The sequence below is a fragment of the Bacillus sp. Medicinal_06 genome (assembly GCF_056711665.1).
This window is the reverse complement of the sequence record NZ_JBWYHD010000002.1, coordinates 313,898-338,881: the sequence shown is the minus strand read 5'-3', so window position 1 is coordinate 338,881 and position 24,984 is coordinate 313,898. Positions and strand designations below refer to the sequence as shown.

The window sequence follows — 24,984 nt, the reverse complement described above, 5'->3', positions numbered from 1 at the left end:
GAAATTAATTCTCTGCTTTTCGATTTGGCTTATTACCTGATTGTAAGAAAAATGATAACACCCAAGCAATACCTGCTAATATTGTTGCAACTAAGAACGCATCATTAATACCGTTGATTGCAGATAGCTTCGAAATTTGTCCAAATAATAGCTGTGAGCTCATCGCATCTCCAGCTTGTGCTGATCCAGCCACGGATGCTAAACTTTGTCCCATTCCATGTACTTGATCAACTAAAATTGGGTTTGTTTTTGTTATCATATTTCCATAATCTGCAACGTGATTCGTTGTTTGTTGCGTCATAATTGTAATTAAGATCGCTGTACCAATTGAACCCGCTACTTGTCTTGATGTATTTTGCGTTGCTGTACCGTGAGAAATTAATTTCATCGGCAGCGCGTTCATACCAGCTGTCATAATTGGCATCATAATAAATGACATCCCAAATGAACGGATAATATAGTCCGTCATAATGACGCTATATGGTGTATCCATCGATAACTGCGTAAATTCATATGTTGCATATGTTGTAATCGCTAATCCAACGATTGCTAACGGGCGAATACCGTATTTATCAAATAACTTTCCTGCAATCGGTCCCATAATTCCCATAATTAATGATCCAGGAAGAAGTAGAAGACCTGATTCAATCGGCGTAAACCCGCGAATATTTTGAAGATATACAGGAAGTAATAACATACCACCGAATAATGCCATTGTTACAATCGCGTTAATTAATAAGGTAAAAGTAAACGTTGGGTATTTAAATACATGTAAATCTAGCATTTTGTTATCTGTCGTCATTTCTCTCCAAATAAATAACGCTATGCCAATTACACCAATGATAAGCGAAATCACAACTTCAGCACTGCTCCAGCTGTTATTTCCAGCTTCACTGAATCCATACAGTAAGCTACCAAGTCCAATACTCGAACTAATAACCCCAAACATATCTAGCTTTGTTTTTGAAACTGGCTGAGCCAGTGTAAAGAATTTTAAAGATAATAATGTAATAACTAAACCGATGGCAAACATCGCATAGAACATTAAGTTCCAGCTGTAATTTTCAATAACCCAACCTGTTACAGTTGGTCCGATTGCTGGCGCTAAAATCATCGCCACTCCAAGTAATCCCATCGCAGCTCCGCGCTTATGCGGCGGGAACAAAGTCATGAAAATATTCATACCAACTGGCATTAAAATCCCTGCGCCAACTGCTTGAATGACGCGTCCTATCATCATCATTGTGAAGTTTCCAGATATAGCACAAATAATAGAACCTACTGTGAAGAACAGCATCGCTGCTACAAATAACTTACGGTACGTAAACCTGGAAACTAAGAACGCACTAATTGGCACTAAAATCCCGTTCACAAGCATAAAGCCTGTAATTAACCATTGCGCTGTTGAAGTTGATACATTGAACTCGTTCATTAATGGAGGCAAGGCAACATTAATAATTGTTTGGTTTAAAATCGACACGAACATACCGAGAATTAATACCGCTACAACGGCTTTTACATTGACATTCTCTACCGGCATTTGCCGTTTCGATCTTTCTTGCTTTTTCGTTTCTTGTTTTGATGCTTCTAATTCAACTACATTTGAAGTTTCTTGCTCTGGTGGCTTTATTTCTATCTTACTTACGGCTGGGACTTGTTCTTCTCCCGCGTTCGTTTTTTTCTTTCTTAAAAGACGATTTACAAGGAAGAAGACGATGATACAAAATAATGCATATCCTGCAATTAAACCTGAGGACATTTTATCTTCCCCCCTTACTTATGAATACGAACTGTCACATTCATTCCAGGAACAATATTTACTGATTTACTATGATCTAGTGAAACTTTAACTGGTACAACTTGTGTTACTTTCGTATAGTTCGCTGTTGCGTTACTTGATGGCAGCATAGAGAATGTATTTGCCGTTGTTAATCCAACTTGTTCTACTTTTCCTGTTAAAGTTGTATCAGGATATGCATCTACATACACATCAACTTCTTGACCTTTTTGCACATCATCAACATCTGTTTCTTCAATATTTGCTGTTACCCATAAATCACTCATATCGTATGCATACGCAATTGGACTACCTGCCGCCACGAAAGCATTTGTTGTAGCATTTGATTGAACAACTGTTGCACTATGTGGAATTGTTACATCCATCGTTTGCTCACCATTTTGACTTGGTACAGAAACAGAACCTAATTTATCATTTTCATTGTAACTCTTACCTATTTCTGCATTCCATTCTGTTAATTTCCCTGCTACAGGTGATGCGATTGGGATTACTTTCCCATCGATTTTCGCATTATCTGTTTTCAAGTAATTTTCAGCTTGGTTATAGTAGTAATAACCGCCGATACCACCGCCAACTAATACAATTAATGTGATAATATTGATAATCACCATTCTTCGAAACTGATTCATTGCATTCCTCTCCTTATATCGCATATAATTTTTTTCTAAACTATTTCTACCCCTTTTATTTATACTGTTTAATTGTTAATTATATTAACAATTAAACTAAAAAAGCACACCTTGCGCATAGCAAACCAATCCTTTGCTTGTATGCTACCGGTGCTGTTTTCTAAAGGAATATCGTATATAATTATAAATAATTATTTTGAATCTACAACCGACAATTTGAGCTTATATGTTGGTTATCCAACACTACACTATAAATTTGTTGTTTAAGTAATCAAAATTCAGCAAGGAGAAGCAAAATGTCTATTAAAAATACAAACGATCCGCGTGTAAAACGAACGAGACAATTGATACAGGATGCTTTTGTCGCTTTAGTAGGCGAAAAAGGGTTTGAAAATGTAACAGTACAGCATATCGCTGAACGTGCTCCTGTCAATCGCGCTACCTTTTATAGCCATTATCATGATAAATACGATTTATTAGATAAGTGTATCGAGGAAATGCTAGCATCTTTATCAGAAGTGATTAAGCCCAAAAAGCAAACAAAAGAAGATTTGCAACTTACCTTTAATTCACCACATCCAATTTTTCTAGCCCTATTTGAACACATCGCTGATAATGCTACCTTTTACAACGTAATGCTCGGTGATAAAGCAGCTGGAAACTATTCTTATAAAATGATGAAGACCATTCAAACACATTTAACATTAAGCTTATCTATTTCTCAGCCAGATGATGAAGAACTTATGGTTCCTCGTGACATTCTCATTAGCTACGTAACAGGTGCACATATCGGGATGATTATGTCATGGTTAAAAAGAGGGATGATTTATACGCCACACTTTATGGCGATGCAGCTCACCCGCTTAATTATTTTAGGGGCTCATACTGCCGCTGGGTTAGAGAGACCTTTTTAAAAAGCCTTATTTATAATGGATCAACAACCTTTCATATATTCTTTGATAACATTTACAAAATCAACGGGGGGAGAGTATTGCTTTATGAAAAGAGGAATAAGTTTTCAACTACCTAATACTAATAACTATGACTCTTGTCTTGGAGATGTATTAAAACCAATAGACCTTTCCACTTTCGATTGGAGAGTTAGCCCCGTAGAGTCTTATTTAGTGGTTAATGATGAGTTAGATCTAGATCAAGATCTTTTGAAACAGATAATGAAATAATGGAAGGTACGGATCTTAAAAATCTATTAGAAAATAATGTCTATCGGATTATTTTTGCTGATTTACAAGCATATCCGAAAGGCAAAGTTTCAGAAATTGACACTTATGAAGAATTCGTTAAAAGTGAATGTGAACTTGTTCTTTTCGTAGTAGATAGCTACTATACCGTCATTTATTGCAAAGATAAAGAAAAACTCGAATTGCTTTATAAGAACGCAAAAGACTTCGGATTTGAAAATATACAATTTATTACTGATGAAAATGATACAAGAACAATAATAAGAGCGTAATAAAAATAGAAAAAGCGAAGGAACTCCCTTCGCTTTTTCTTATTAATTAAATGTGATATTATGTACAGCCTCTTTATCAAGACGTTTGATCACTTCTACAATTAACTTCACTGCATTTTCATAGTCATCACGGTGTAACATTGCCGCATGAGAGTGAATGTAACGAGTTGCAATCGTAATCGCCATAGACGGAATACCATTTACAGAAATATGAATTGCACCTGCGTCAGTGCCGCCACCAGCTACAGAATCATATTGATAAGGGATGTTTAATTCATCTGCCACATCAACTACGAAATTGCGAAGTCCAGTATGCCCAATGACAGATGCATCATATAAAATGATTTGTGGTCCATCACCCATTTTACTTTGCGCTTCTTTTTCGGTTACTCCTGGTGTATCACCAGCAATACCAACATCTACTGCAAACGCGATATCAGGTTTAATATAATGTGCAGATGTTTTCGCACCGCGCAGACCTACTTCTTCTTGCACAGTTCCAACGCCGTATACAACGTTTGGATGCTTTTCATCTTTTAATTGTTTTAACACATCAATTGCAATTGCACAGCCAATGCGATTATCCCACGCTTTTGCAAGTAACATCTTTTCATTTTTCATCACTTGGAATTCAAAGTATGGTACAACTTGATCTCCTGGTCGTACGCCCCATTCCATTGCTTCTTCTTTGCTAGAAGCACCGATATCAATGAACATATCCTTAATTTCAACCGGTTTTTTACGAGCTTCTGCTGGTAAAATATGAGGTGGTTTTGAACCAATTACACCAGTTACATCCCCCTTACGCGTTACGATTGTTACGCGCTGCGCAAGCATAACTTGTGACCACCAGCCACCAACTGTTTGGAAACGAAGGAAACCTTTGTCATCAATTTGCGTAATCATAAAACCAACTTCATCTAAGTGACCAGCTACCATAATTTTCGGACCGTTTTCTTCCCCTACTTTTTTCGCAACTAAACTCCCTAAATTATCTGTAGAAAGTTCATCTGCAAACGGCTCGATATACTTTTTCATTACTTCACGTGGTTCGCGCTCATTACCTGCAATACCACGTGCATCTGTTAATTCTTTTAGCATTGTCAATGTCGCATCTAATTTTGTCATTGTCAATACCTCCTTTTTCTTCAGTCACTTCATTATACAAAATCGCGTCAAAATATTCAAAAAACAACTCAATATCCTTGTGTTTGGCGCTGATGGTTCACTTCATTTTTATCTAAATATGCTTTTTCAATTTCTTCTTGTCCAAAATCAAGGGCTTGCCCAAGGCGAAGGTAGCTTGTAAATAGTTCAATATAATTTGTAATAGATGGCTGATCAGTAAAACGAATCACTTTCGCATACGTGTCTAAGAAAATTTCAACTTGTGTTTTGTTCGTTTGAGCACATTTATAAAACAAGAAGTTTTTATCAATTCCTAAGTCAATTCCAATCGATAAAATAAAGTGCAAACCATCTACATATTCTTCAAGAATAACTTCACGCTCAGCTGCTGGTTTTTTGCTCCAATATTTAAAACAACGTGTTTCATTTGCAAGTTCCCCAATTTCAACAAGCAGTGCTAACATTTTTTCTTTTAATAACTTCTTTGGTTGTAAGTCATGTTCCTTTACAATCCGATCATCTAATTCTTTTTGTAATTTAAATAGTTGTAGTAAGTCCATTCTATTCCTCCTCCAACATTGCCTAAATACAATGTTGTTTCATCTCATATTTATTGTAAGCTTAAAAACCCTACCCTTTATGATTCGCTTTTTATCCCCTTATAAGATAGCTTGTCCCTAAATCATCAGTACGTTTCAAACATTATCTACATATGATGAAACTTCCATATCATCTTTCCATTATAGCAGTGTCGTTTCTACTAGGAAAGATGCCTTTAAATGACAGTAAAAAAAGCCAAAGGAAGCTCCTCCGACTTTTTCACTGTATATTCTTCTATATTGTTATAGCCTTTATGCTTATTTTGTCATATCAAGTACAACACGTCCCTTAATCTTTCCTTCTTCCATTTCACTAAATATCTCATTAATTTCATCAAGCTGACGTGTTTCTATAATCGCTTTCACTTTTCCTTCTGCAGCAAATTGGAGTGCTTCCTGTAAATCTTTACGCGTTCCAACAATAGAGCCAACTATTTTCACTGCATTTAATACTGTATCAAAGATTGGTACTTCCATCATTTCTGGCGATAATCCTACTGCTACACATGCACCACCGCGTCTTCCATGTAAATGTTTCTAAGAATAAATAATATTATAAGTTGATTTAACGACACCATTTACATAGTGTTTCGCATCAACTAATTTTAATTTTAAACGCGGTTTCACGTTACCAAATAAAGGTGTTCCTTCACCAATTATGACTGGATTTATTTTCAATACTACTTGGTCAATTAGTTTTTGCTGAACTAACGAGCCAGCCAGTTCTCCGCCCCCGCAGAGCCACAGATTACCAGCTTCTTTCATTTTTAAGTTTGTGATAAACTCGACTGCATCTTCCCTAACAAGTTCTACTTTATCACTCGATTCAAATTGCATAGTATTTGAAAAGATATAATGCTTTAATTCTTTAAAATAACCTGGCTCTCCTGGCTTCGCACCAAATTGAAATCCAAACTCATATGTTTTTCTCCCCATTAATACCGCATTATATTCCTCGACATCGGCAATAAAATCTGATACATGTTCACCTTCATATAAAAAAGTCGAATCAGTAGCATCACCATCTAAGTCAGCAATAAAGCTATCCGCCGTAACTGCAATATGATAAATTAGCTTTGCCATGTAGTCCCCCCTCGTATCTTTTTCCATGCTCATTTCTATTTCTAATCCTTTTCTTTGTTTCCTGCTAGAGTTGTATCATTCAAATAAATAAAAAAAACCTTAGAAGAAAATCTTCTAAGGTTTTTAGACAATTATTTTAAGTTGCTTTTTGCAACTGTTGCTAATTCAGCGAAAGCTTTTTCGTCATGAACAGCTAAGTCAGCAAGCATCTTGCGGTTAACTTCGATACCAGCAAGTTTTAAACCGTGCATTAAACGGCTGTAAGAAAGACCATTCATGCGAGCAGCTGCGTTAATACGAGTGATCCATAATTTACGGAAGTCACGTTTCTTTTGACGACGGTCACGGAACGCATATAATAAAGACTTCATTACTTGTTGGTTAGCAACTTTGAATAAAGTATTTTTAGAACCGTAGTAACCTTTCGCTAGTTTAATCATTTTTTTACGACGTTTACGAGTAACTGTACCACCTTTTACTCTTGGCATAATATTACCTCCTAGATTGTTCTATATATAACCCGAACTTATTTTAAGTTGTCAAGCATTTGACGAATACGTTTGAAGTCACCAGCGCTTACTACACCAGCTTTACGTAGTTTACGTTTAGCTTTTGTAGATTTGTTAGCGAATAAGTGGCTTGTGTAAGCGTGAGAACGCTTAAGTTTACCAGATCCAGTCTTTTTGAAACGCTTTGCAGCGCCGCGATGAGTTTTTTGTTTAGGCATAGGTATTTCCTCCTCTATCTATTACTTATCGTTTTTCGGTGCTAAAACTAAGAACATACTGCGTCCTTCCATTTTAGGCTTAGATTCGATTGTACTAACTTCAGCACAAGCTTCAGCGAAACGATCTAAGACACGTTGACCGATTTCTTTATGAGTAATGGCACGTCCTTTAAAGCGAATTGATGCTTTAACCTTGTCGCCTTTCTCTAAAAACTTGATAGCATTACGAAGTTTTGTGTTAAAGTCGTGTTCATCAATTGTTGGACTTAAACGAACTTCTTTCATGCTAATTACTTTTTGATTTTTACGCTGTTCTTTTTCTTTCTTTTGTTGCTCAAAGCGGAATTTACCGTAGTCCATAATGCGGCATACTGGCGGTTTCGCATTTGGAGCAACCAATACTAAATCAAGATTAAGATTTGCAGCTAAGTCTAAAGCGTCATTACGAGACTTGATGCCAAGTTGATCACCATTCGCACCAACTAAACGTACTTCACGTGCACGAATTTGCTCGTTAATCATCATATCCTTGCTAATAGTAAGCCACCTCCAAGGTTTTCTTAGAATACGTTTGTAGTCGTAGAACCCAAACAAAAAAGTGTGGGCATACGAACACCCACACTTGTACAATCTAAAGTAAGAAAGACATTTACCTGCTAACTGCATATGCGTCAATCAGGTGAGAAGCGGGTGCTTCTACTTGTTCTACAAAACCATATTCTATTATCCTTGATGAGTTTACCACAGGATATAACGTCTGTCAAGAAGACGCGCTTTACTAACAACAAGAAATATTGTAACAAACAACACGAATACATGCAATACTTTTTTATGATAAGTATTGTTTGGTTATTATTTCTAATTCCTATTACTTGTATTATGCAAAAAAGTCGCGGCATGCCGCGACTTTTCATTAGCGTTTTCCTTCAACTTTAATCATATCGACAAACGCATCTAATGCGATTGTTTCTGATTTTTGCTCACCGTATTTACGTACGTTTACGCCGTTTTCAGCAACTTCATTGTCACCTACTACAAGCATGTACGGAATTTTTTGCATTTGTGCTTCACGAATTTTGTAACCAATTTTCTCTTCGCGAGTATCCACTTCAACACGGATACCAGCACGTTGCAAGTCTTCCTGTACTTTCTTCGCGTAGTCTAAATGTACTTGCGGAGAAACTGGAATTACTTGTACTTGAACTGGAGCTAACCAAGTTGGGAATGCACCTTTGTATTCTTCGATTAAGAAAGCAACGAAACGTTCCATAGTTGATACAACACCGCGGTGAATTACAACTGGACGATGTTGTTTACCATCTTCACCAACGTAAGTTAATTCAAAGCGTTCTGGAAGTAAGAAGTCTAATTGTACAGTTGAAAGTGTTTCGTCTTTTCCAAGTGCAGTACGAACTTGAACATCAAGTTTTGGACCATAGAATGCAGCTTCACCTTCAGCCTCATAGTACTCAAGACCCATTTCATCCATAGCTTCTTTTAGCATACCTTGTGCTTTTTCCCACATCTCATCGTCAGCATAATACTTTTTAGTATCTTCTGGATCACGATAAGATAGACGGAATGAATAATTCTCTAAACCAAAATCTTTGTATACTTCTAAAGTTAAGTTTACAACGCGTTTCAATTCTTCTTTAATTTGATCTGGACGAACGAAAATATGCGCATCATTTAAAGTCATTCCGCGTACACGTTGCAATCCAGATAGTGCACCAGACATTTCATAGCGGTGCATTGTTCCAAGCTCCGCAATACGGATTGGTAATTCACGATAGCTGTGAATATCGTTTTTATAAACCATCATATGGTGAGGACAGTTCATTGGACGAAGTACTAATTCTTCGTTATCCATTTCCATTGATGGGAACATGCCATCACGGTAGTGATTCCAGTGACCGGAAGTTTCATAAAGCTCTCTGCTTCCTAGTACTGGAGTGTATACATGGTCATATCCTAGGCTTGCTTCTTTATCGACGATATAACGCTCAATAATACGACGGATTGTTGCACCTTTTGGTAACCAAAGGGGTAAACCTTGTCCTACTTTTTGGCTATTTGTAAATAGTTTTAACTCTTTACCTAATTTACGGTGGTCACGCTCTTTCGCTTCTTCAAGCATACGCAAGTGCTCATCTAATTCTGCTTTTTTCACGAATGCAGTACCGTAAATACGTTGTAGCATTTTATTGTTGCTATCGCCGCGCCAGTAAGCACCTGCCACGCTTAATAATTTAAATACTTTAATCTTTCCTGTAGATGGAAGGTGAACACCACGACAAAGGTCGAAGAATTCGCCTTGTTCGTAAATTGAAATAACTGCATCTTCTGGAAGATCGTTAATTAAATCTAATTTTAACTCATCGCCAATTTCTTCATAACGACGAAGTGCTTCTGCACGTGGTACTTCGTGACGAACGATTTCTAAGTTCTCGTTCACAATTTTTTGCATTTCTTTTTCGATTTTTTTGAAGTCTTCAACTGTAATTGCTTCTTCCATATCGATATCGTAGTAGAAGCCATTTTCAATTACTGGACCGATACCAAGTTTCACATCTTTATATAAACGTTTTAACGCTTGTGCTAAAAGATGGGCTGTTGAGTGGCGTAAAATATATAAGCCCTCTTCAGAATCTAATGTAATGATAGAAACTGCACCATCTTCTTCGATTGGTGTAGAAAGATCGATCATCTCATCATTTAATTTTCCAGCCACAGCTTTTTTCTTTAAGCCTGGGCTAATAGAAGCTGCGATTTCTTCAGTTGTTGTTCCTTTAGGAAACTCCTTCACAGCTCCATCAGGGAAAGTAATTTTAACTACATCTGCCATCACTGGTCACTCCTTTTTTCTCAAAATAAAAAACACTCGTCCCATAAAAAGGGACGAGTGTTGAATTCGTGGTTCCACCCTTGTTCCAATTAACAAAACTGTTAATTGCTCAAGTACAACATAACGGTGTTGGCCGTTAGCAATTACTAGAAAAACGTTCACTGCTAAAGTTTAGAGGTGGTAAGTAATAAACCCGTACTAGGAAGCTCACACCCTAAGGCTTCCCTCTCTGAAAATCGTAGTAAATTACTCATGTCCTCATCGTGACATTTCAATATATTTCATTTATGTAGGTAATTATATGCTCAAAAACTTAGAAAATCAAGGGCGTTCCCTTTATTTTTTAAATTTTTAACGTTGTGTTCAAATTCATGCAGGGCACATAATTGAACTCGTTCTTGAAATACATTTTGAAGGGTAACAATCATATTGTGATCTTGTTCTTTCGTATACAAATAAATCATTTTCGGCGAAATAGAAAGAAGCGGTGCAATTACCTTCGTATCAATGTACACACCTTGCTTAGTTAGTAACTCCTCGTCTATATATTGAACCAATTTTTCTTGTTTTAAACGTATTCCTTTTTCATCATAAAAAATAAAACTTTCATCAAATACAAGATGTAAGCAGGATAACCGTGATTTTCGGCTACTCACTTGTTGCCGTAGCATTTCTACAAACATTTGATATTCTTGCTCCATTTTATATTCATCAATCGCTACTTCCGCAAGCCTGTGCACCATTTCCCTATATGTACGCAGGCGAAAACGAATATAAGACGAAAACGAAAATGAAAGCGGGTCACAGAGCCACCCTTTTAAAGAAGCCATAACATGAGTCTCGATTTGATTACGTGTTAAATCCCGGGTAATTCCTTTTCTTTTTCCATTTAAAATAGCTTGTGCCATATGTAAAATTTGATGGCATTCTTCTTCCTCTTCATAAAAAAACTTTTCTTTTAAAATAGCACGAAGCCATTCATTTTGTTTTATAGTAACAATAAAATAAAGGAGTACCGGTATCAAAACTTTCTCCATATAATTCGATTCGCATATTGGAATATGAATTGTTACCTTTTGTTCATATAAATAAACACTCGTTTCTTTATATATCTTTTCCGTTCTCTTTATCAGTTGTTGATATACGTGCACAGCATCATTTTTTTCTTCGAAGCAGATTTCAATCACTCTTGTCCCCCCTTTTATCCCGCTCTAAAGGACCGTTAACCTCTCAGCTCAAAACGAAGTGAGGCAAACATCCATAAGAGTCCGATCTGTGAAGCCTCACTCTAAGTAGAAATAAATCCCTTATCGCTGAAAGTCTTCACTCGATATTTCTTGCTAATTTTATATATATTAACGGTGGGAGAAAAAAATGATACAAGCTCGCATGAATTTTTAGATTATCAATATATTCCCATTGCTTAACCAAGCATAAAAAAAGAGTCTGTTTTCATACAAAACAGACTCTTTTTTAAGTACACATTAAAAATAACTTTCTCCTATTTCTTTCCTGCTTTAAGCATGACGACGATTCTTCCCGCCAATCGCAACCGGTTTTGCTAAATATTTAATACGCTCCATAATACGGGCTGCTTTCATTTCTTCTGCTTCTCCGCGCTGCGTATACGTTAAATGATGTTCTAACTGTTTAAAATCAAAATTAGACGTAAAGAACGTCGGTAAATTTTCTAGCATACGGAACTGCAGTATAGCTCCTAAGACATCATCACGCACGAAACTGGACATCGCTTCTGCCCCGATATCATCGAGCATTAAGACTGGTACATACTTTACTGCATCAATTTTCTCGCCAATCGTATTATTTTGTAGTGAACTTTTAATTTCACGCAAAAATTCCGGTAAGTACACAATCATTGAACTCACTTTCCGCTGCGCTAATTCATTTGCAATTGCTCCTAAAACGAATGTTTTTCCAACGCCAAACGGTCCATGGAAGTACAATGCTTGTACTTTTTTCCCCGGCTCATACTCACTTAAAAATTCATTCGCAGCACGGATTGCTTCGAAACGATTTCCATCAGACAGATCAAGAGAAGACATAGACGCCTGCAATATATCCTTAGGCATGTATACACTTTGAATAAGCTTCTCTTGTTTTTTTCTTTCATCATAAGCCACTTTTCTTACGCAACGATCATATTGAATATCAATCATCTTACCTTGAATAATCAATTTCGGCTCATATCCTTGAATCATATTTTTACATGATTCTAAGTTCGGACAATCTGCGCATCCAACACTTTGCCCAATGTATTCATATAGCTTCACAAGACTTCGTTCTATCATAGAAGTCGTTACTTCACCTTTATGTTCTTCGATAAACTCTTTCACACGCGGATGTGCCATCACTTCCGCTTTTAACACTTCATATCTATTTTTAAAATTCTCATTTTGCATCAACTTTGCAAATGAATTTTGAATATGCTCCATTTTCTCACCTCAAAGAGCGTTCATTCTCCTCTATTAATCACGCTTATATTTTTTCAACTCTTCTTCCAATCTCTTTCGTTCTTCTTCTAGCTTGCTCGGATTTTCTTTTGAACTTGCACCTTTTGGTAATTGTTCTTTCGGTTTTTCTTTCGTTTCTTCCTTAAGCCAATCTGGCACCATCTCTGTCCGTACTGCTTTCTTCGTTGTACGACCTTTCTTTTTCGTCTCAGCCCACTCTTGATATTGACGATTCTCTTCTTTTGCTAAAGTCATTGCTTCTGATACGGTACCAACCTTTTTTCGCGCCCAATGCCCCGCAATTTTCTCGACATATGATTTAGCCAGTTTCATATCAGAACGGAGCATAACATAATAAATGAGTACGTTGACAACACCAGGCGCTAGTTTTTGACTCAACATCACTTCTTCTACAATTTGCAAATCTGCTTTTGTCGGTTCTGCCCCGCCTGATATTTCTTTTAATAATTGTTTCGGTGAAATTTCCTCAAGCTGTTTGATAAGCATCTCTTCTTGCGTAGTTGGCTCTTTCTCTTTCATCGTACGCGCAGAATGAGGTTGCACCCGTTCACTTAACACCGGAAGTGCTTGGCCGTTTTCAAATTGATACCAATCACGCGCTCCTTTACGAAGCCTTTCCATATCAATTGTTTGCACTTCTGTCATTGCACCAAGAACTATATTTTGCATCGATAATACATCAACGTCATACACGTAGGCTAGCGTAATGACACATTCCCGTATTTGATCCGTAATTGCTTTTCTTGGGACAAGCGTTGATAACCCTTCTACAAATAAAGAAAAATCAAAGAAATCATTCCAAACCTTAGGGGCAGCCCCTTGTTCATTTCCAGGCATGACCGTTGTCTTTGGAATACGAACTTCCTCTTGCGCATGCTCAAATTGACCTGGATTAAATGAACCAAATACTTCATTAAAAGAACGTGTAACATTTTCATATGAAGTAAAATCGAACTCTTCTTCTAAGAAGTATTGCTTAACTTGATTATATTTCGCCCGACTTAATCTGTTGTACAAGAAAATGCTCAAAACAATATCATCAAAAAATTGTTTTGGAGTTAGCGGTGGCTGCAATTCGTATATAAACATTCGAATATCTTTCTCTTTTTTAATGTATACGTTTAAAAGCCCAATTGCTTCTAATTTTATCCGTTCTTCATATACTTCAGGAAGCTGCATTTGCATTGTCACCATAAGAGAGTGATGTGTATTCTCTTTTCCAAATACACGATCCTGCTCTAGTTCTCCCCACAGCGTCATGTATAGGCTAAAAGCCTTGCTACCCACTAATGGTTGATATAACATCGTTAATACCTTCCGATCGTAATTATGCAATAGCCCTTTTGCACTTACTTTATAACGATCGATTGGCAATAGCTCCATCCATGACTGTTTTTCCATTCTGGCAATTCCTTTCTTTTGTCCATTTTACGTATTTTATTAGTAAAAAAGAGCTAACAGCTTACGCTTATAGCTCTTTTTCACGTAATTTGCGGGTTCAATTCTTCCATCATCCCCAAAAGAAATGAAACGAAGAGACAGCCACCGCGAATCAGAGTTTTACCTTATTCTCTTTCTTTTTGCAGTATATCTTTTAATTCCTCGATGAATACATTTAAATCTTTAAATTGACGGTATACAGACGCAAATCGTACATAAGCAACATCGTCAATATCTCGAAGTGCTTCCATTACGATTTCACCGATCATATCGCTTTTCACTTCTGATATTCCTAAATTACGAAGTTCACGCTCTACATTTTGCGTTACTTCTTCTAATTGTTTTAACGATACAGGTCTTTTTTCACACGCTTTAATTAGTCCACGCAAAATCTTTTCTTTATTAAACTCTTCTCGTGTTCCCTCTTTTTTTACAACAATAAGAGGTGGTTCTTCTACTCGCTCAAATGTCGTAAATCGATTTAAACAACTTTCACACTCTCTTCTTCTTCGAATGGAGCGCCCCTCATCTACTGGACGTGAATCCAATACTCTTGTACCATTATGAAAACAGGTTGGACAACGCAACTCATTCACTCCCTTGCAATTTAATCTTCATTCTTCTCATTTCATCTACATGTGAAAATATATATACAATATTATATAACCTATTTGTCTACGCTTACTACTTCCATTTATATAAACTAAAAAAGAGGTGCATTATACACCTCTTTACATTTTAAATCAATTATGTTCTTTTTTAAAGAGCTTTTGTTTCTCTATGCTTAATTTCGAAGCTACCTGTGCCTCGAGGAAGCTCGATGCTCTCTCGCGTTTTCGCATTTAAACCTTCTGCAATGTATTCTGCAGCAACATTTGGATCAATACGATCCCCGCAAGTATAAACATCAATACTTGCATAGCCGTGTTCTGGAAAGCTATGAATTGTTAAATGTGATTCCGAAATGATTACAACTCCACTTACACCCTGCGGCGCAAATTTATGAAAAGCAACCTCACGTACTTCAGCACCAGCTCTTAGTGCTGCATCCACAAATAATTGTTCAATAAACGGCATATCATTAAGCTTGTCGAAATCGCAATCCCAAAGTTCAGCGATTACGTGACGACCCATCGTGTCCATAGTATCCATTCTACAGTTCCCCCTCATAAAAATTTAATCTAACTGTTCGAATTGAAAACTAATTTGCAATTTGGCTTGCTCCACTACCACGGGGGAAAGTTAGTCCAGAGAGGTCCTAACCCTTTAAGTAGTGACTACGTACCTCAGCTCTTAAGTTTACGAGTGTTAGTATACTTTGTTTATTTTCATTTTGCAACAACAGTTTTTTCGATTTTTTGTCATATTCTCTTCTTTACTTTTCACAAAATAAATTAATTGATTCACAAATGCAGTAATCACAATGGTTTTTCCTATGTACCATTCGCAAAAATATGCTTGTATAATTTTTTTCTTTTCAGAAGAAAACATAAAAAAGAAGACAAGCAATCGCTTGCCTTCCTTGTATCATTAAATGTGTTGTACACTTTCTTGTTTCGCTAATTCAGTAACAACTAGCTTCACAAGATCTACAACACGGCGAGAGTAACCCCACTCGTTATCATACCAAGCTAGTACTTTCACTTTGCGTTCACCCATTACCATTGTAGATAAACCATCAATGATAGCTGAATGTGTATTTGTATTAAAGTCAATTGAAACTAAAGGTTCCTCACTGAACTCAATAATCCCTTTCAATGCACCGTTCGCAACAGTTTTAAACGCTTCATTAATTTCCTCAACTGTTACATCACGTTTCACATCTACTACTAAGTCAACAAGAGACACGTTTGGTGTCGGAACGCGAAGTGCCATCCCATGAAGCTTTCCATTTAAATGCGGAAGAACTTTCGCTAAGGCTTTCGCAGCACCTGTTGTTGTAGGAATAATAGACTGTCCACAAGCACGTGCTCTTCGTAAATCTTTATGTGGGTTATCAATATTTTTTTGGTCATTTGTATAAGCATGAACAGTTGTCATTAAACCGTTTTCAATTCCGAACTGCTCATCTAACACCTTAACAACAGGCGCTAAACAGTTTGTTGTACAAGATGCATTTGAAATCACAGTATGTTTTGTAATATCTAATTGTTCTTCGTTTACACCAACTACAACTGTTACATCTTCATTTTTACCAGGTGCTGTTAAAATAACTTTTTTCGCCCCAGCTTCCACATGAAGAATTGCTTTTTCTTTCGCATTAAATTTACCAGTTGCTTCGATTACAACTTCAACCCCTAGTTCTTTCCAAGGCAATTCTTTTGGATCGCGGTTATTTAGAAGGCGAATCATTTTCCCATCCACTAATAAATGATCTTCAAATGCTTCCACTGTTCCGTCAAACTTGCCATGAACTGTATCATACTTGATTAAATGTGCTAATGTTTCTGATGGATAGCTTGCGTTGATTGCTACAATTTCGAATGCGCTTTCTTTTATTGCTTGACGAAATACCATTCTTCCAATACGTCCAAATCCATTAATTGCCACACGAATCATAATATGTTATCCCCCTTGAATGCGTTATACTATTTATCTCCAATCCCAATAATAGTATAACACAAAAAGAAGATATGTCACTAAGCATTTTCACTAATTTCATATTTTTTTAATTAATGATGTTCCACTCTTTTAAAATGAGTTGTAATTGTGCTTTTGTCTCAGTAATTGTGCCATCATTATAAATAACTTTATTAGCTAATGTTACTTTCTCTGCTAAAGACATTTGCGAACCAATGCGCGCTTTTGCTTCCTCTTCTGTAAAGCCATTCCGCTTCATTAAGCGTTCTAACTGTGTACTAGGCGATACAGCTACAACTAAAATTTGATCCACAATTTCTGTTAACTTACTTTCAAATAACAGCGGAATGTCTAGCACAACCGCTTGCACACCTTCCTTTATGTACATATTCTTCTGAGCATTCATTTCTTTGCGGACAGCTGGATGAACGATTTTGTTTAAATGCAATCGTTTTTCTTCATTATGAAATACAATACTCCCAAGCTTCAGACGATCAAGTTCACCATCTGCTTGTAATATTTCTTCACCAAATACCTCTACAATTTCTTTATACGCTTCTTTACCTTGTTCTACAACTTCTCTTGCAATAATATCCGCATCAATAACAGGTATACTCAGCTCACGAAACATTTGTGAAACCGTACTTTTTCCGCTTGCAATACCTCCCGTTAAACCAATAACGATTGTCATTATGCTCCCTCCTTATGAATAAGAGCGTGAAACTTATGTTTCACGCTCCCACTTACATCTTCCAAATACCAATAATAATGAGTAAAATCCCAGGTAGGAACGTAAATTTTTGTAACCATCGCATATTTGATAAAACAGTTCCTAGCCTCATTCCGATAAATAAAAACAAAGAACTCATAACGGCAACTAACACTGCCATCATGGCTGGTGTATATCCCAGTAAGGATGCACCAATCCCTGCTCCAAACGAGTCTACAGAAAGAGCGATACCTAGCAGCAATGCTTCTCCACTAGAAATTGTGCCTGATTTATCAAAATCGGCAACAGTCGGTTTCCGCAAAATTTGAATGACTAATCCAAGTGAAGCAATTTCTAATTTCCAAACTTTCTCTTCGTGCTGCGGCTCATCTTTTTTCTCACTCCGAAAAAATTGATATACAACCCACGCTCCAATAGCTATTAGAACGATTCCGCCAATACGCGTTGCAATCACTGGGGAAAACACTTTGGCAATCATATGTCCAATTCCCATCGACACAAGCATAACAGCCGCTGAACACATTCCAATGATGAGTATCGATTTTAACGGAATCCGTACGCTCCGCAGACCATAAGTAAGCCCTACACTACAGCTATCCAAACTTAATGTAAAAGCTAATAAAATAAGAGAGAAATATTGATACATCGGTAAGCTCCTTCCCTATACATAGCTTTGCTGTATGTATATGACAAATGCCTATCCGATGTTATTAGAAAAAATATCTTTCTTAGCTTTTTGGCTGGCATATAGGACAATAGTGTGTCCCTCGTCCACCAACAACTGTCTTTTCAATCACGTTCCCACAAGTTACGCACGGTTCACCTTTTCTTCCGTACACATTTAAAAGCTCCTGAAACGAGCCGATTTGTCCTTGTGAATTGATATACGTTCTAATTGTACTTCCACCACGCTTAACCGCTTCTCCTAACGTCTCAACGGTTGCCGCATGAATCTTTTCTATTTCAGCTTTCGTTAAAGACGAAGCTTCTCGTTCCGGATGAATCCCGGAACGGAATAAAACTTCATCTACATAGATATTACCAAGCCCAACTAAAAGACGTTGGTCTAGCAATACAACTTTTATTTTGCGGTTTGTTTTTTGCAGTCTTTCTTGTAAATACACTGGTGACAATTTTGCATCAAACGGCTCAGGCCCTAAATCTGCAAGTGGCATTTGGTCGAATTCTTCTCCTTTTCTAAAGAGATGCATCGTACCAAACTTTCTTACATCTTTATAGTGCAATTCCGTCCCATCTGTAAACTGAAAACGCACATGCGTATGTTTATCAATTGGTTCATCGCCTTCATGAAGCAAATACTTGCCTTCCATACGCAAATGTGAAACAATCACATATTTTGTTACATATAGAAGTAAAAACTTACCTCTTCGCTCAATTCGTTCAATCTTTTCACCGCGTAACATTTCTTTAAAAAGCTCAGCGTCATCAGGTCGCTTTACTAATTTCGGATATGTTACAATTACATCTTTAATTATCTTTCCCGTTACAAGGTTTTCAAGAGTCCTTCTAACGTTTTCAACCTCTGGTAGTTCAGGCATTCAATCACTTCCTTATTTTGCGTCATACCAAGTTGGACCAGAAGAATAATCCACTTTTAGCGGAACAGCAAGTTCAATCGCATGTTCCATTACTTCAGGTACAATCTTCTCTAGTTTTTCTACCTCTTCTTTCGGCACTTCAAAGATTAATTCATCGTGCACTTGCAGGAGAAGACGAGCTTGTAATCCTTCTTCGTTTAAGCGATCCGCCATAATAATCATTGCTTTTTTAATAATATCTGCCGCACTACCTTGAATTGGCGTATTCATTGCAGTACGCTCCGCAAAGCTGCGCAAATTAAAATTACGACTCGTAATTTCTGGGATATAACGACGACGATTTAATAATGTAGACACATACCCTTTTTGCTTCGCTTCTTGTACAATCTCATCCATATATTCTTTTACACCAGGGAAGCTTGCGAAATACTTTTCAATAAATTCCCCTGCTGCTTTTCGTGTAATTCCTAAGTTTTGCGAAAGGCCATAATCACTAATACCATACACAATTCCGAAGTTAACCGCTTTTGCCTGACGTCTCATATTCGATGTTACGTCATCTTTTCCAACGCCAAACACGTCCATTGCTGTTTTCGTATGAATGTCCATATCATGTTGGAACGCTTCTACTAGCCCTTTGTCTTTTGCAATGTGTGCTAGTACGCGCAACTCAATTTGTGAATAATCGGCAGCATACATAACCCACCCTTCTTTTGAAGGAATAAACGCTTGACGAATCTTCCTTCCTTCCTCTAAACGAATCGGGATATTTTGTAAGTTTGGATCTGTAGAACTTAATCGACCTGTTTGTGTTAACACTTGATTAAAGCGCGTATGAATTTTAGCAGAATCTTCATGAACAACTTTTAATAATCCTTCAATATATGTTGAATTTAATTTCCCTAATTGACGATAGTGTAAAATTTTCGGGATAATTTCATGATGATCCATTAACTTATCCAGTACATCAGCTGATGTAGAATATCCTGTTTTCGTCTTTTTAATAACTGGTAAGTTTAAGTTTTCAAATAGAACAACACCAAGCTGCTTTGGTGAGTTAATGTTAAACTCTGTCCCAGCAAGCTCATAAATCTCTCGTTCCATTTCTTTCAGTCTACCAGCAAGCTCATCTCCCATATTACGTAAGCGCTCTGTATCAACCTTAACACCTTTTACTTCCATTTCAGCTAACACGCGCGCAAGTGGCATTTCAAGATCTGTAAACAGTTCATACTGTTCATTGTTTTGCAACTCTTCTACAAATGTTGGTTGAACATCATATAATACATGTACTTTGCGCGCTACATGCTCCGCAACTACACCTTGTTCTGGAACTGCACGTTTCGCACCTTTTCCATATACCTCTTCATCAGATTTAACAGCGTGCGTCTCTTTCATTTTTGCTACGGCACGGAAATCTTTATCTGTATCAGCTGGGTCAAGTAAATAAGCGGCAATTAGTAAGTCAAAGTCAATCCCTCTGATTTCTACACCTTTCCACTTAAGTGCAACAATTGCACGCTTCGCATCAAACGTATATTTTCTCATTTCATCATCTGCAAGCCACTTCGTAAAAGCGTTAGAGTTGAGCGCAACATCAGATGGAATGAAATAACAACCATTTTCATTTTGAATACCAAATCCTTGAATATCAGCTTTATGGTAGTTATCTTCCTGTACTTCAACGATAATTGCACTATCTTGCTGCAGCATTTCATCTGTCACTTCTTCTACAATATCAAATGAAATCTCATCTAATTCAGCTGACGCTGTTTCCTCAGGAGTAGCACCTAGCTTATTTAATAACGAAGTAAACCCTAAATTCTCGAACATTGGAATGACGTCGCTTGCTTCGTATCCTTTATATTCGATATCATCTACATGTACCGTTATCGGAGCATCCGTAATAATCGTTGCAAGCTCTTTACTCATAAGCGCTTGCTCTTTATTCGCTTCTAGCTTTTCTTTTAGTTTCTTTCCGCTCACTTGGTCTAAATTCTCATATACTGCTTCTACTGTTTCAAATTGCGTTAACAGTTTAATCGCAGTCTTCTCACCAACTCCTGGTACACCTGGGATATTATCAGATTGGTCTCCCATTAAACCTTTCATATCGATAATTTGCTTTGGTGATAAACTATATTTTTCAAATAGAGCTTCTTTCGTATATTCATCTACTTCTGTAATTCCTTTACGCGGAATACATACAAGTGTGTTGTCAGAAACAAGTTGCAATAAATCTTTATCTCCAGAAATCACTTTAACGTGAGCACCTTGTTCACTCGCTTCTTTCGCGAGTGTTCCCATAATGTCATCTGCTTCATAGTTCTCTAATTCATAGCGTGGTACGTGAAACGCGTCTAACAGTTCACGAATAAATGGGAATTGCTCTGACAATTCAGGTGGCGTTTTTTGACGTCCTCCTTTATATTCGCTAAATGTTTTGTGACGAAATGTTGTTTTACCCGCATCAAACGCAACAAGCATATGCGTTGGTTTTTCCTCTTCTAATATTCTCATTAACATCATCGTAAAACCGTAAATTGCGTTCGTATGTATCCCCTTGTCGTTATTTAAAAGCGGCAGTGCAAAGAAAGCACGATATGCGATATTGTTTCCATCGACTAATACGACCTTTTTTTCCAAATCAGAAACCTCCCCATACAAATTTAAAACGATTCTTTTATATAGAAAAAACCGCCTTTTCCTTCTCTCTATATTAACACGACTACGAGAGAGAAGAAAAATAACGGTTCTTTCTATTACATACATTTAGGCATTTGAACTACTCCCACTTAGCTAACGCTTGAAGCGTGGGATTCCTACGAAAATCGTATGGTATTTCAGTGTTGGCTTTTGATTTGACACTTGGTTTTCGTGTCACAGATTTACGGTTTATTCTCTTTGCGACTTTCGAATGGTATAGGTGAACGACAACCACCAGACAAGCTCTATTTTCACAACAAGCAACCACGCTTGAATTCGTTCTATCTCTATCTTAACAAAAAACATGTTTTGCTACGCAAAAAGGGAAGTGACGAGAATAGAGCACTATCCTCGTCCAAAACTACTCCTTGGATGAAGGGGTTTTCATGTATTATATTAACAGGACTTTATTAATATTTAATGAAGCTATTGTTAATATAATGTAAATATATTCCGTCCAAGGCTCTTCATATATAAACCCAAATTTTAAAAAACAACATAAACCCTTTCTTTTTAGGAGAAAGAGCATCCGGTCATGCATAAAAGCAGTCAGATCCTCTTCCTGCCCCATGGCGACTTAAATATTGGAAAATTAAAATGAATTTATATAACCCTCATCTAATAAAAGTTTCACACTATCATTACTTCTCCAAATCCGCTTTTGGCAAAGCTACTGTAAATGTCGTACCTTCTCCTACTGTACTCTCCACAGTAATCGTCCCTTGATGCGCTTCTACTAAATGTTTTACAATCGATAATCCTAGACCTGTACCGCCTGTATTTCGACTTCTTGCTTTATCCACGCGATAGAAACGTTCAAAAATACGCGGGATTTCTTCGCTACTAATCCCAATTCCCGTATCAGATACTTTTATATAAGCATTATGCTCATCTTCTAACAACTCTACAGAAACTGTCCCACCGGCTGGCGTATATACAATTGCATTATTAACTAAATTGATAAAGATTTGCTTTAATCGGCTTGGATCTCCTATCACAGATACATGTCTCAGTACATCAACTTGCAAGGAGATTTCTTTATCTTGTGATTTATTCTCCAGTACCATTTTGATTTCTCCAAGTAATTCCTTCATATCAACAGTACCTATATTTAACTTAAAGCCTTGTTGTTCAATTTTTGATAAATCTAATAAGTCTTCGATTAACCCTTGCATACGCTCGCTTTCCTTTAAAATAATATGCAAGAAATGCTCACAAAATTGCTGATTTTCCATCGCACCATCAAGTAATGTTTCAGAAAAGCCCTTAATAGAAGTAATTGGCGTTTTTAGTTCGTGTGAAACGTTTGCTAAAAAGTCTTTTCGCATTTGCTCTAGTTTCTTTAGTTCTGTTATATCGTGGAATACAAGAACAATTCCTTTCCACTCATGATTCGTCCCAATAATTGGCGCGCCATATACTTCAAAGTGTTTTCTTTCAATTCCAAGTGGCAATAGCATTTGCTTCCGCACTTTTACTTCCGTCATAAAAATTTCTTCCACAAGTTCAATGATTTCTGCATGAAGAAACGCTTCATAATATAAGCGATCTAAATATTCTTCATCTGTTACATGAAAGATTTCTTTATATGAACGATTTACAAGGCTTATATAACCACGACTATCAATTAAAATCATACCGCTTCCCATATTTTCAATCAGTGTATGTAAACGATCTTGTTGCATTTCTTGCTCTAATGTCATTTCTTGTAAATTACGTGCTAAAATATTGATTGCCTTGCTTAACATCCCTGTTTCATCTGAATGATTTTCATAAGCACGCGCCTTATAGTTCCCCTTCGCCAATTCAATCGCTACTTTCGTAACAGACTCTATCGGACGAATATATTGCCCTGTAATTTTCACACCAAGAAAGACAACGACAAGACAAGCAATTACAAATCCTATAATTAATAATCCCCACGTTTTTTGGTGAACATCTTTCAAAGGAGCTATCATACTTTTTATAAGAATATACCCTTGCTTACCATGGGCATCTTGGACAAATATTGCATGGTGAAATACATTCTTATCATTTGTTTCCTTCGTAATTACTCTATTCTTTTGTTTTGCTGTTTCAGAGGAAAGTTCCTCGATTGACGCTTGATTGAATATAGGCTCTTTCCCTTTACTATATTGGACTTTCTTCTCTTCATCAGCAAATACAATCGAAACAGGAACTTGCTCTTCTAATTTTTCAAATATGCTTGGCACTTTTAAAACATGATCAACGCCCTCTGCCTCTACTAATGAAGCAACATAACGTGTCTCTTTTATTGTCCGCTCTTTCGCATGATCAATATAATAATTCTCAAACACCGTTTCCAAGAGTACTCCTAGTCCAACTAAAATAAGAATAATAAGAGACACAAATGTAAAGAGAAGCCTCGAACGAAATTTATTCATCCCCCTTTGGCTCCTCTAATTTATAACCTAATCCACGAATTGTTTTAATGTATGCTGGTTTTTTCGTATTCTTTTCAATTTTATCTCTTAAATGGCTAATATGAACATCGACGATCCTTGTATCGCCAGCAAAGTCATAATTCCATACCGCACTTAATAACTGATCACGTGTTAACACACGCCCCTTATTTCTTGCTAAATATACAAGTAACTCAAATTCTTTTGGCGTCAGCTCTAACTTTTCCCCTTGGAAATACGCCTCATAAAATTCAGGTAAAATTTTCAAATCAACAATATTGATACTATTTTCGTCCTGCACTTCTGGAGCTTGTTCTTCTTGTAATTTCGTACGACGTAAAATTGCCTTCACACGTGCGACAACTTCCCTTGGGCTAAATGGCTTTGTCATATAATCATCAGCCCCAAGCTCAAGACCTAACACTTTATCGAACTCATCATCTTTCGCTGTTAGCATTAAAATAGGTGTCATAATACGTTGCAAACGTAATTCTTTACACACTTCCATACCATCCATTTTTGGAAGCATTAAATCTAATATAATTAGATCTGGACGTTCCGTTGTCGCTTTATGAAGCGCTACTTCACCATCCATCGCTGTTATAACTTCAAACCCTGCTTGCTGCAAATTAAATTCAATTAAAGTTAAAATAAACTCCTCATCATCAACAACTAAAATTCGATTGCTCATTCTCTTCCTCCAAGTAATAGACTTGAAACCTTCTTCATCCTAGTATTTCCCCACTATTCCCATCATACTAAAAAACAATCCCC

At 36.9% G+C, this 24,984-nt stretch carries 22 protein-coding genes, 2 pseudogenes and 2 other annotated features; of the genes and pseudogenes, 2 read left to right on the top strand and 22 right to left on the bottom strand.

Going from position 1 to position 24,984, the window contains the following annotated elements:
- Positions 1-4: 4 nt before the first annotated feature.
- Positions 5-1,759: a DHA2 family efflux MFS transporter permease subunit gene (locus AC1M36_RS05370; protein ID WP_336450322.1), complete on the bottom strand. Its 1,755-nt coding sequence runs from the start codon at positions 1,757-1,759 to the stop codon at positions 5-7.
- Between the two features lie 14 nt (positions 1,760-1,773).
- Positions 1,774-2,427, bottom strand: a complete 654-nt coding sequence (locus AC1M36_RS05365) for an HlyD family secretion protein (RefSeq protein WP_336450323.1) — start codon at positions 2,425-2,427, stop codon at positions 1,774-1,776.
- Between the two features lie 296 nt (positions 2,428-2,723).
- Here AC1M36_RS05365 and AC1M36_RS05360 point away from each other — a divergent pair, with 296 nt between their 5' ends.
- Both AC1M36_RS05360 and AC1M36_RS05355 read left to right on the top strand, forming a co-directional pair.
- Positions 2,724-3,341 (top strand): TetR/AcrR family transcriptional regulator, encoded by a 618-nt coding sequence (locus tag AC1M36_RS05360; RefSeq protein ID WP_336450324.1) that lies wholly within the window; start codon positions 2,724-2,726, stop codon positions 3,339-3,341.
- Between the two features lie 84 nt (positions 3,342-3,425).
- Positions 3,426-3,898, top strand: a pseudogene (locus AC1M36_RS05355) (DUF2691 family protein).
- A 42-nt stretch (positions 3,899-3,940) separates the two neighbouring features.
- On the opposite strand, the gene AC1M36_RS05350 reads toward AC1M36_RS05355, so the two are convergent.
- From AC1M36_RS05350 to AC1M36_RS05255, 20 genes and pseudogenes are all read right to left on the bottom strand, one after another.
- Positions 3,941-5,026, bottom strand: coding sequence for a M42 family metallopeptidase (locus tag AC1M36_RS05350; RefSeq protein ID WP_336450325.1), 1,086 nt, complete (start codon positions 5,024-5,026; stop codon positions 3,941-3,943).
- 68 nt (positions 5,027-5,094) lie between these two features.
- On the bottom strand, positions 5,095-5,586 hold the full coding sequence (locus AC1M36_RS05345) for a dUTP diphosphatase (RefSeq protein ID WP_000365055.1): 492 nt from the start codon (positions 5,584-5,586) through the stop codon (positions 5,095-5,097).
- Positions 5,587-5,883: 297 nt separating this feature from the next.
- Positions 5,884-6,147: pseudogene (locus AC1M36_RS05340) on the bottom strand (zinc-dependent alcohol dehydrogenase); the annotation flags it as partial.
- A gap of 15 nt (positions 6,148-6,162) precedes the next feature.
- On the bottom strand, positions 6,163-6,708 hold the full coding sequence (locus AC1M36_RS05335; RefSeq protein ID WP_336450326.1) for a dihydrofolate reductase family protein: 546 nt from the start codon (positions 6,706-6,708) through the stop codon (positions 6,163-6,165).
- Positions 6,709-6,839: 131 nt separating this feature from the next.
- Positions 6,840-7,196 (bottom strand): 50S ribosomal protein L20, encoded by a 357-nt coding sequence (gene rplT / locus AC1M36_RS05330; RefSeq protein ID WP_017153952.1) that lies wholly within the window; start codon positions 7,194-7,196, stop codon positions 6,840-6,842.
- Positions 7,197-7,234: 38 nt separating this feature from the next.
- Positions 7,235-7,435 (bottom strand): 50S ribosomal protein L35, encoded by a 201-nt coding sequence (gene rpmI, locus AC1M36_RS05325; protein WP_001125945.1) that lies wholly within the window; start codon positions 7,433-7,435, stop codon positions 7,235-7,237.
- 21 nt (positions 7,436-7,456) lie between these two features.
- Entirely contained in the window at positions 7,457-7,960 is a 504-nt protein-coding gene (infC, locus tag AC1M36_RS05320) for a translation initiation factor IF-3 (RefSeq protein WP_174101776.1), read from the bottom strand.
- Positions 7,961-8,021: 61 nt separating this feature from the next.
- Positions 8,022-8,143 (bottom strand) — a sequence feature (ribosomal protein L20 leader region).
- 205 nt (positions 8,144-8,348) lie between these two features.
- Positions 8,349-10,280 carry a threonine--tRNA ligase gene (gene thrS / locus AC1M36_RS05315; protein WP_336450327.1) on the bottom strand — a complete coding sequence of 644 codons (1,932 nt, stop codon included), beginning with the start codon at positions 10,278-10,280 and terminating at the stop codon, positions 8,349-8,351.
- Between the two features lie 46 nt (positions 10,281-10,326).
- Positions 10,327-10,554, bottom strand: a binding site (T-box leader).
- A gap of 31 nt (positions 10,555-10,585) precedes the next feature.
- On the bottom strand, positions 10,586-11,467 hold the full coding sequence (ytxC, locus tag AC1M36_RS05310; RefSeq protein ID WP_336450328.1) for a putative sporulation protein YtxC: 882 nt from the start codon (positions 11,465-11,467) through the stop codon (positions 10,586-10,588).
- Between the two features lie 330 nt (positions 11,468-11,797).
- On the bottom strand, positions 11,798-12,733 hold the full coding sequence (dnaI, locus tag AC1M36_RS05305; protein WP_336450329.1) for a primosomal protein DnaI: 936 nt from the start codon (positions 12,731-12,733) through the stop codon (positions 11,798-11,800).
- A gap of 33 nt (positions 12,734-12,766) precedes the next feature.
- Positions 12,767-14,173 carry a replication initiation and membrane attachment family protein gene (locus tag AC1M36_RS05300; protein ID WP_336450330.1) on the bottom strand — a complete coding sequence of 469 codons (1,407 nt, stop codon included), beginning with the start codon at positions 14,171-14,173 and terminating at the stop codon, positions 12,767-12,769.
- A gap of 164 nt (positions 14,174-14,337) precedes the next feature.
- A complete protein-coding gene (gene nrdR, locus AC1M36_RS05295) occupies positions 14,338-14,799 on the bottom strand; it encodes a transcriptional regulator NrdR (protein ID WP_001203688.1) in 462 nt (153 codons plus the stop codon).
- 172 nt (positions 14,800-14,971) lie between these two features.
- Positions 14,972-15,355 carry an adenosylmethionine decarboxylase gene (speD, locus tag AC1M36_RS05290; RefSeq protein ID WP_006096185.1) on the bottom strand — a complete coding sequence of 128 codons (384 nt, stop codon included), beginning with the start codon at positions 15,353-15,355 and terminating at the stop codon, positions 14,972-14,974.
- A 387-nt stretch (positions 15,356-15,742) separates the two neighbouring features.
- A complete protein-coding gene (locus AC1M36_RS05285; protein ID WP_336450331.1) occupies positions 15,743-16,771 on the bottom strand; it encodes a glyceraldehyde-3-phosphate dehydrogenase in 1,029 nt (342 codons plus the stop codon).
- A 109-nt stretch (positions 16,772-16,880) separates the two neighbouring features.
- The gene (coaE, locus tag AC1M36_RS05280) at positions 16,881-17,483 is read right to left on the bottom strand and encodes a dephospho-CoA kinase (RefSeq protein WP_336450332.1); all 603 of its coding nucleotides are present in this window, start codon (positions 17,481-17,483) and stop codon (positions 16,881-16,883) included.
- A 52-nt stretch (positions 17,484-17,535) separates the two neighbouring features.
- Complete coding sequence (ytaF, locus tag AC1M36_RS05275; protein WP_336450333.1) at positions 17,536-18,168, bottom strand: sporulation membrane protein YtaF; 633 nt, start codon at positions 18,166-18,168, stop codon at positions 17,536-17,538.
- Positions 18,169-18,250: 82 nt separating this feature from the next.
- Entirely contained in the window at positions 18,251-19,081 is an 831-nt protein-coding gene (gene mutM, locus AC1M36_RS05270; protein WP_336450334.1) for a DNA-formamidopyrimidine glycosylase, read from the bottom strand.
- Between the two features lie 12 nt (positions 19,082-19,093).
- The gene (polA, locus tag AC1M36_RS05265; protein ID WP_336450335.1) at positions 19,094-21,727 is read right to left on the bottom strand and encodes a DNA polymerase I; all 2,634 of its coding nucleotides are present in this window, start codon (positions 21,725-21,727) and stop codon (positions 19,094-19,096) included.
- A gap of 701 nt (positions 21,728-22,428) precedes the next feature.
- On the bottom strand, positions 22,429-24,192 hold the full coding sequence (pnpS, locus tag AC1M36_RS05260; protein ID WP_336450336.1) for a two-component system histidine kinase PnpS: 1,764 nt from the start codon (positions 24,190-24,192) through the stop codon (positions 22,429-22,431).
- Entirely contained in the window at positions 24,185-24,901 is a 717-nt protein-coding gene (locus tag AC1M36_RS05255; RefSeq protein WP_336450337.1) for a response regulator transcription factor, read from the bottom strand. The genes pnpS and AC1M36_RS05255 overlap by 8 nt, the downstream gene beginning before the upstream one ends.
- Positions 24,902-24,984: the final 83 nt, after the last annotated feature.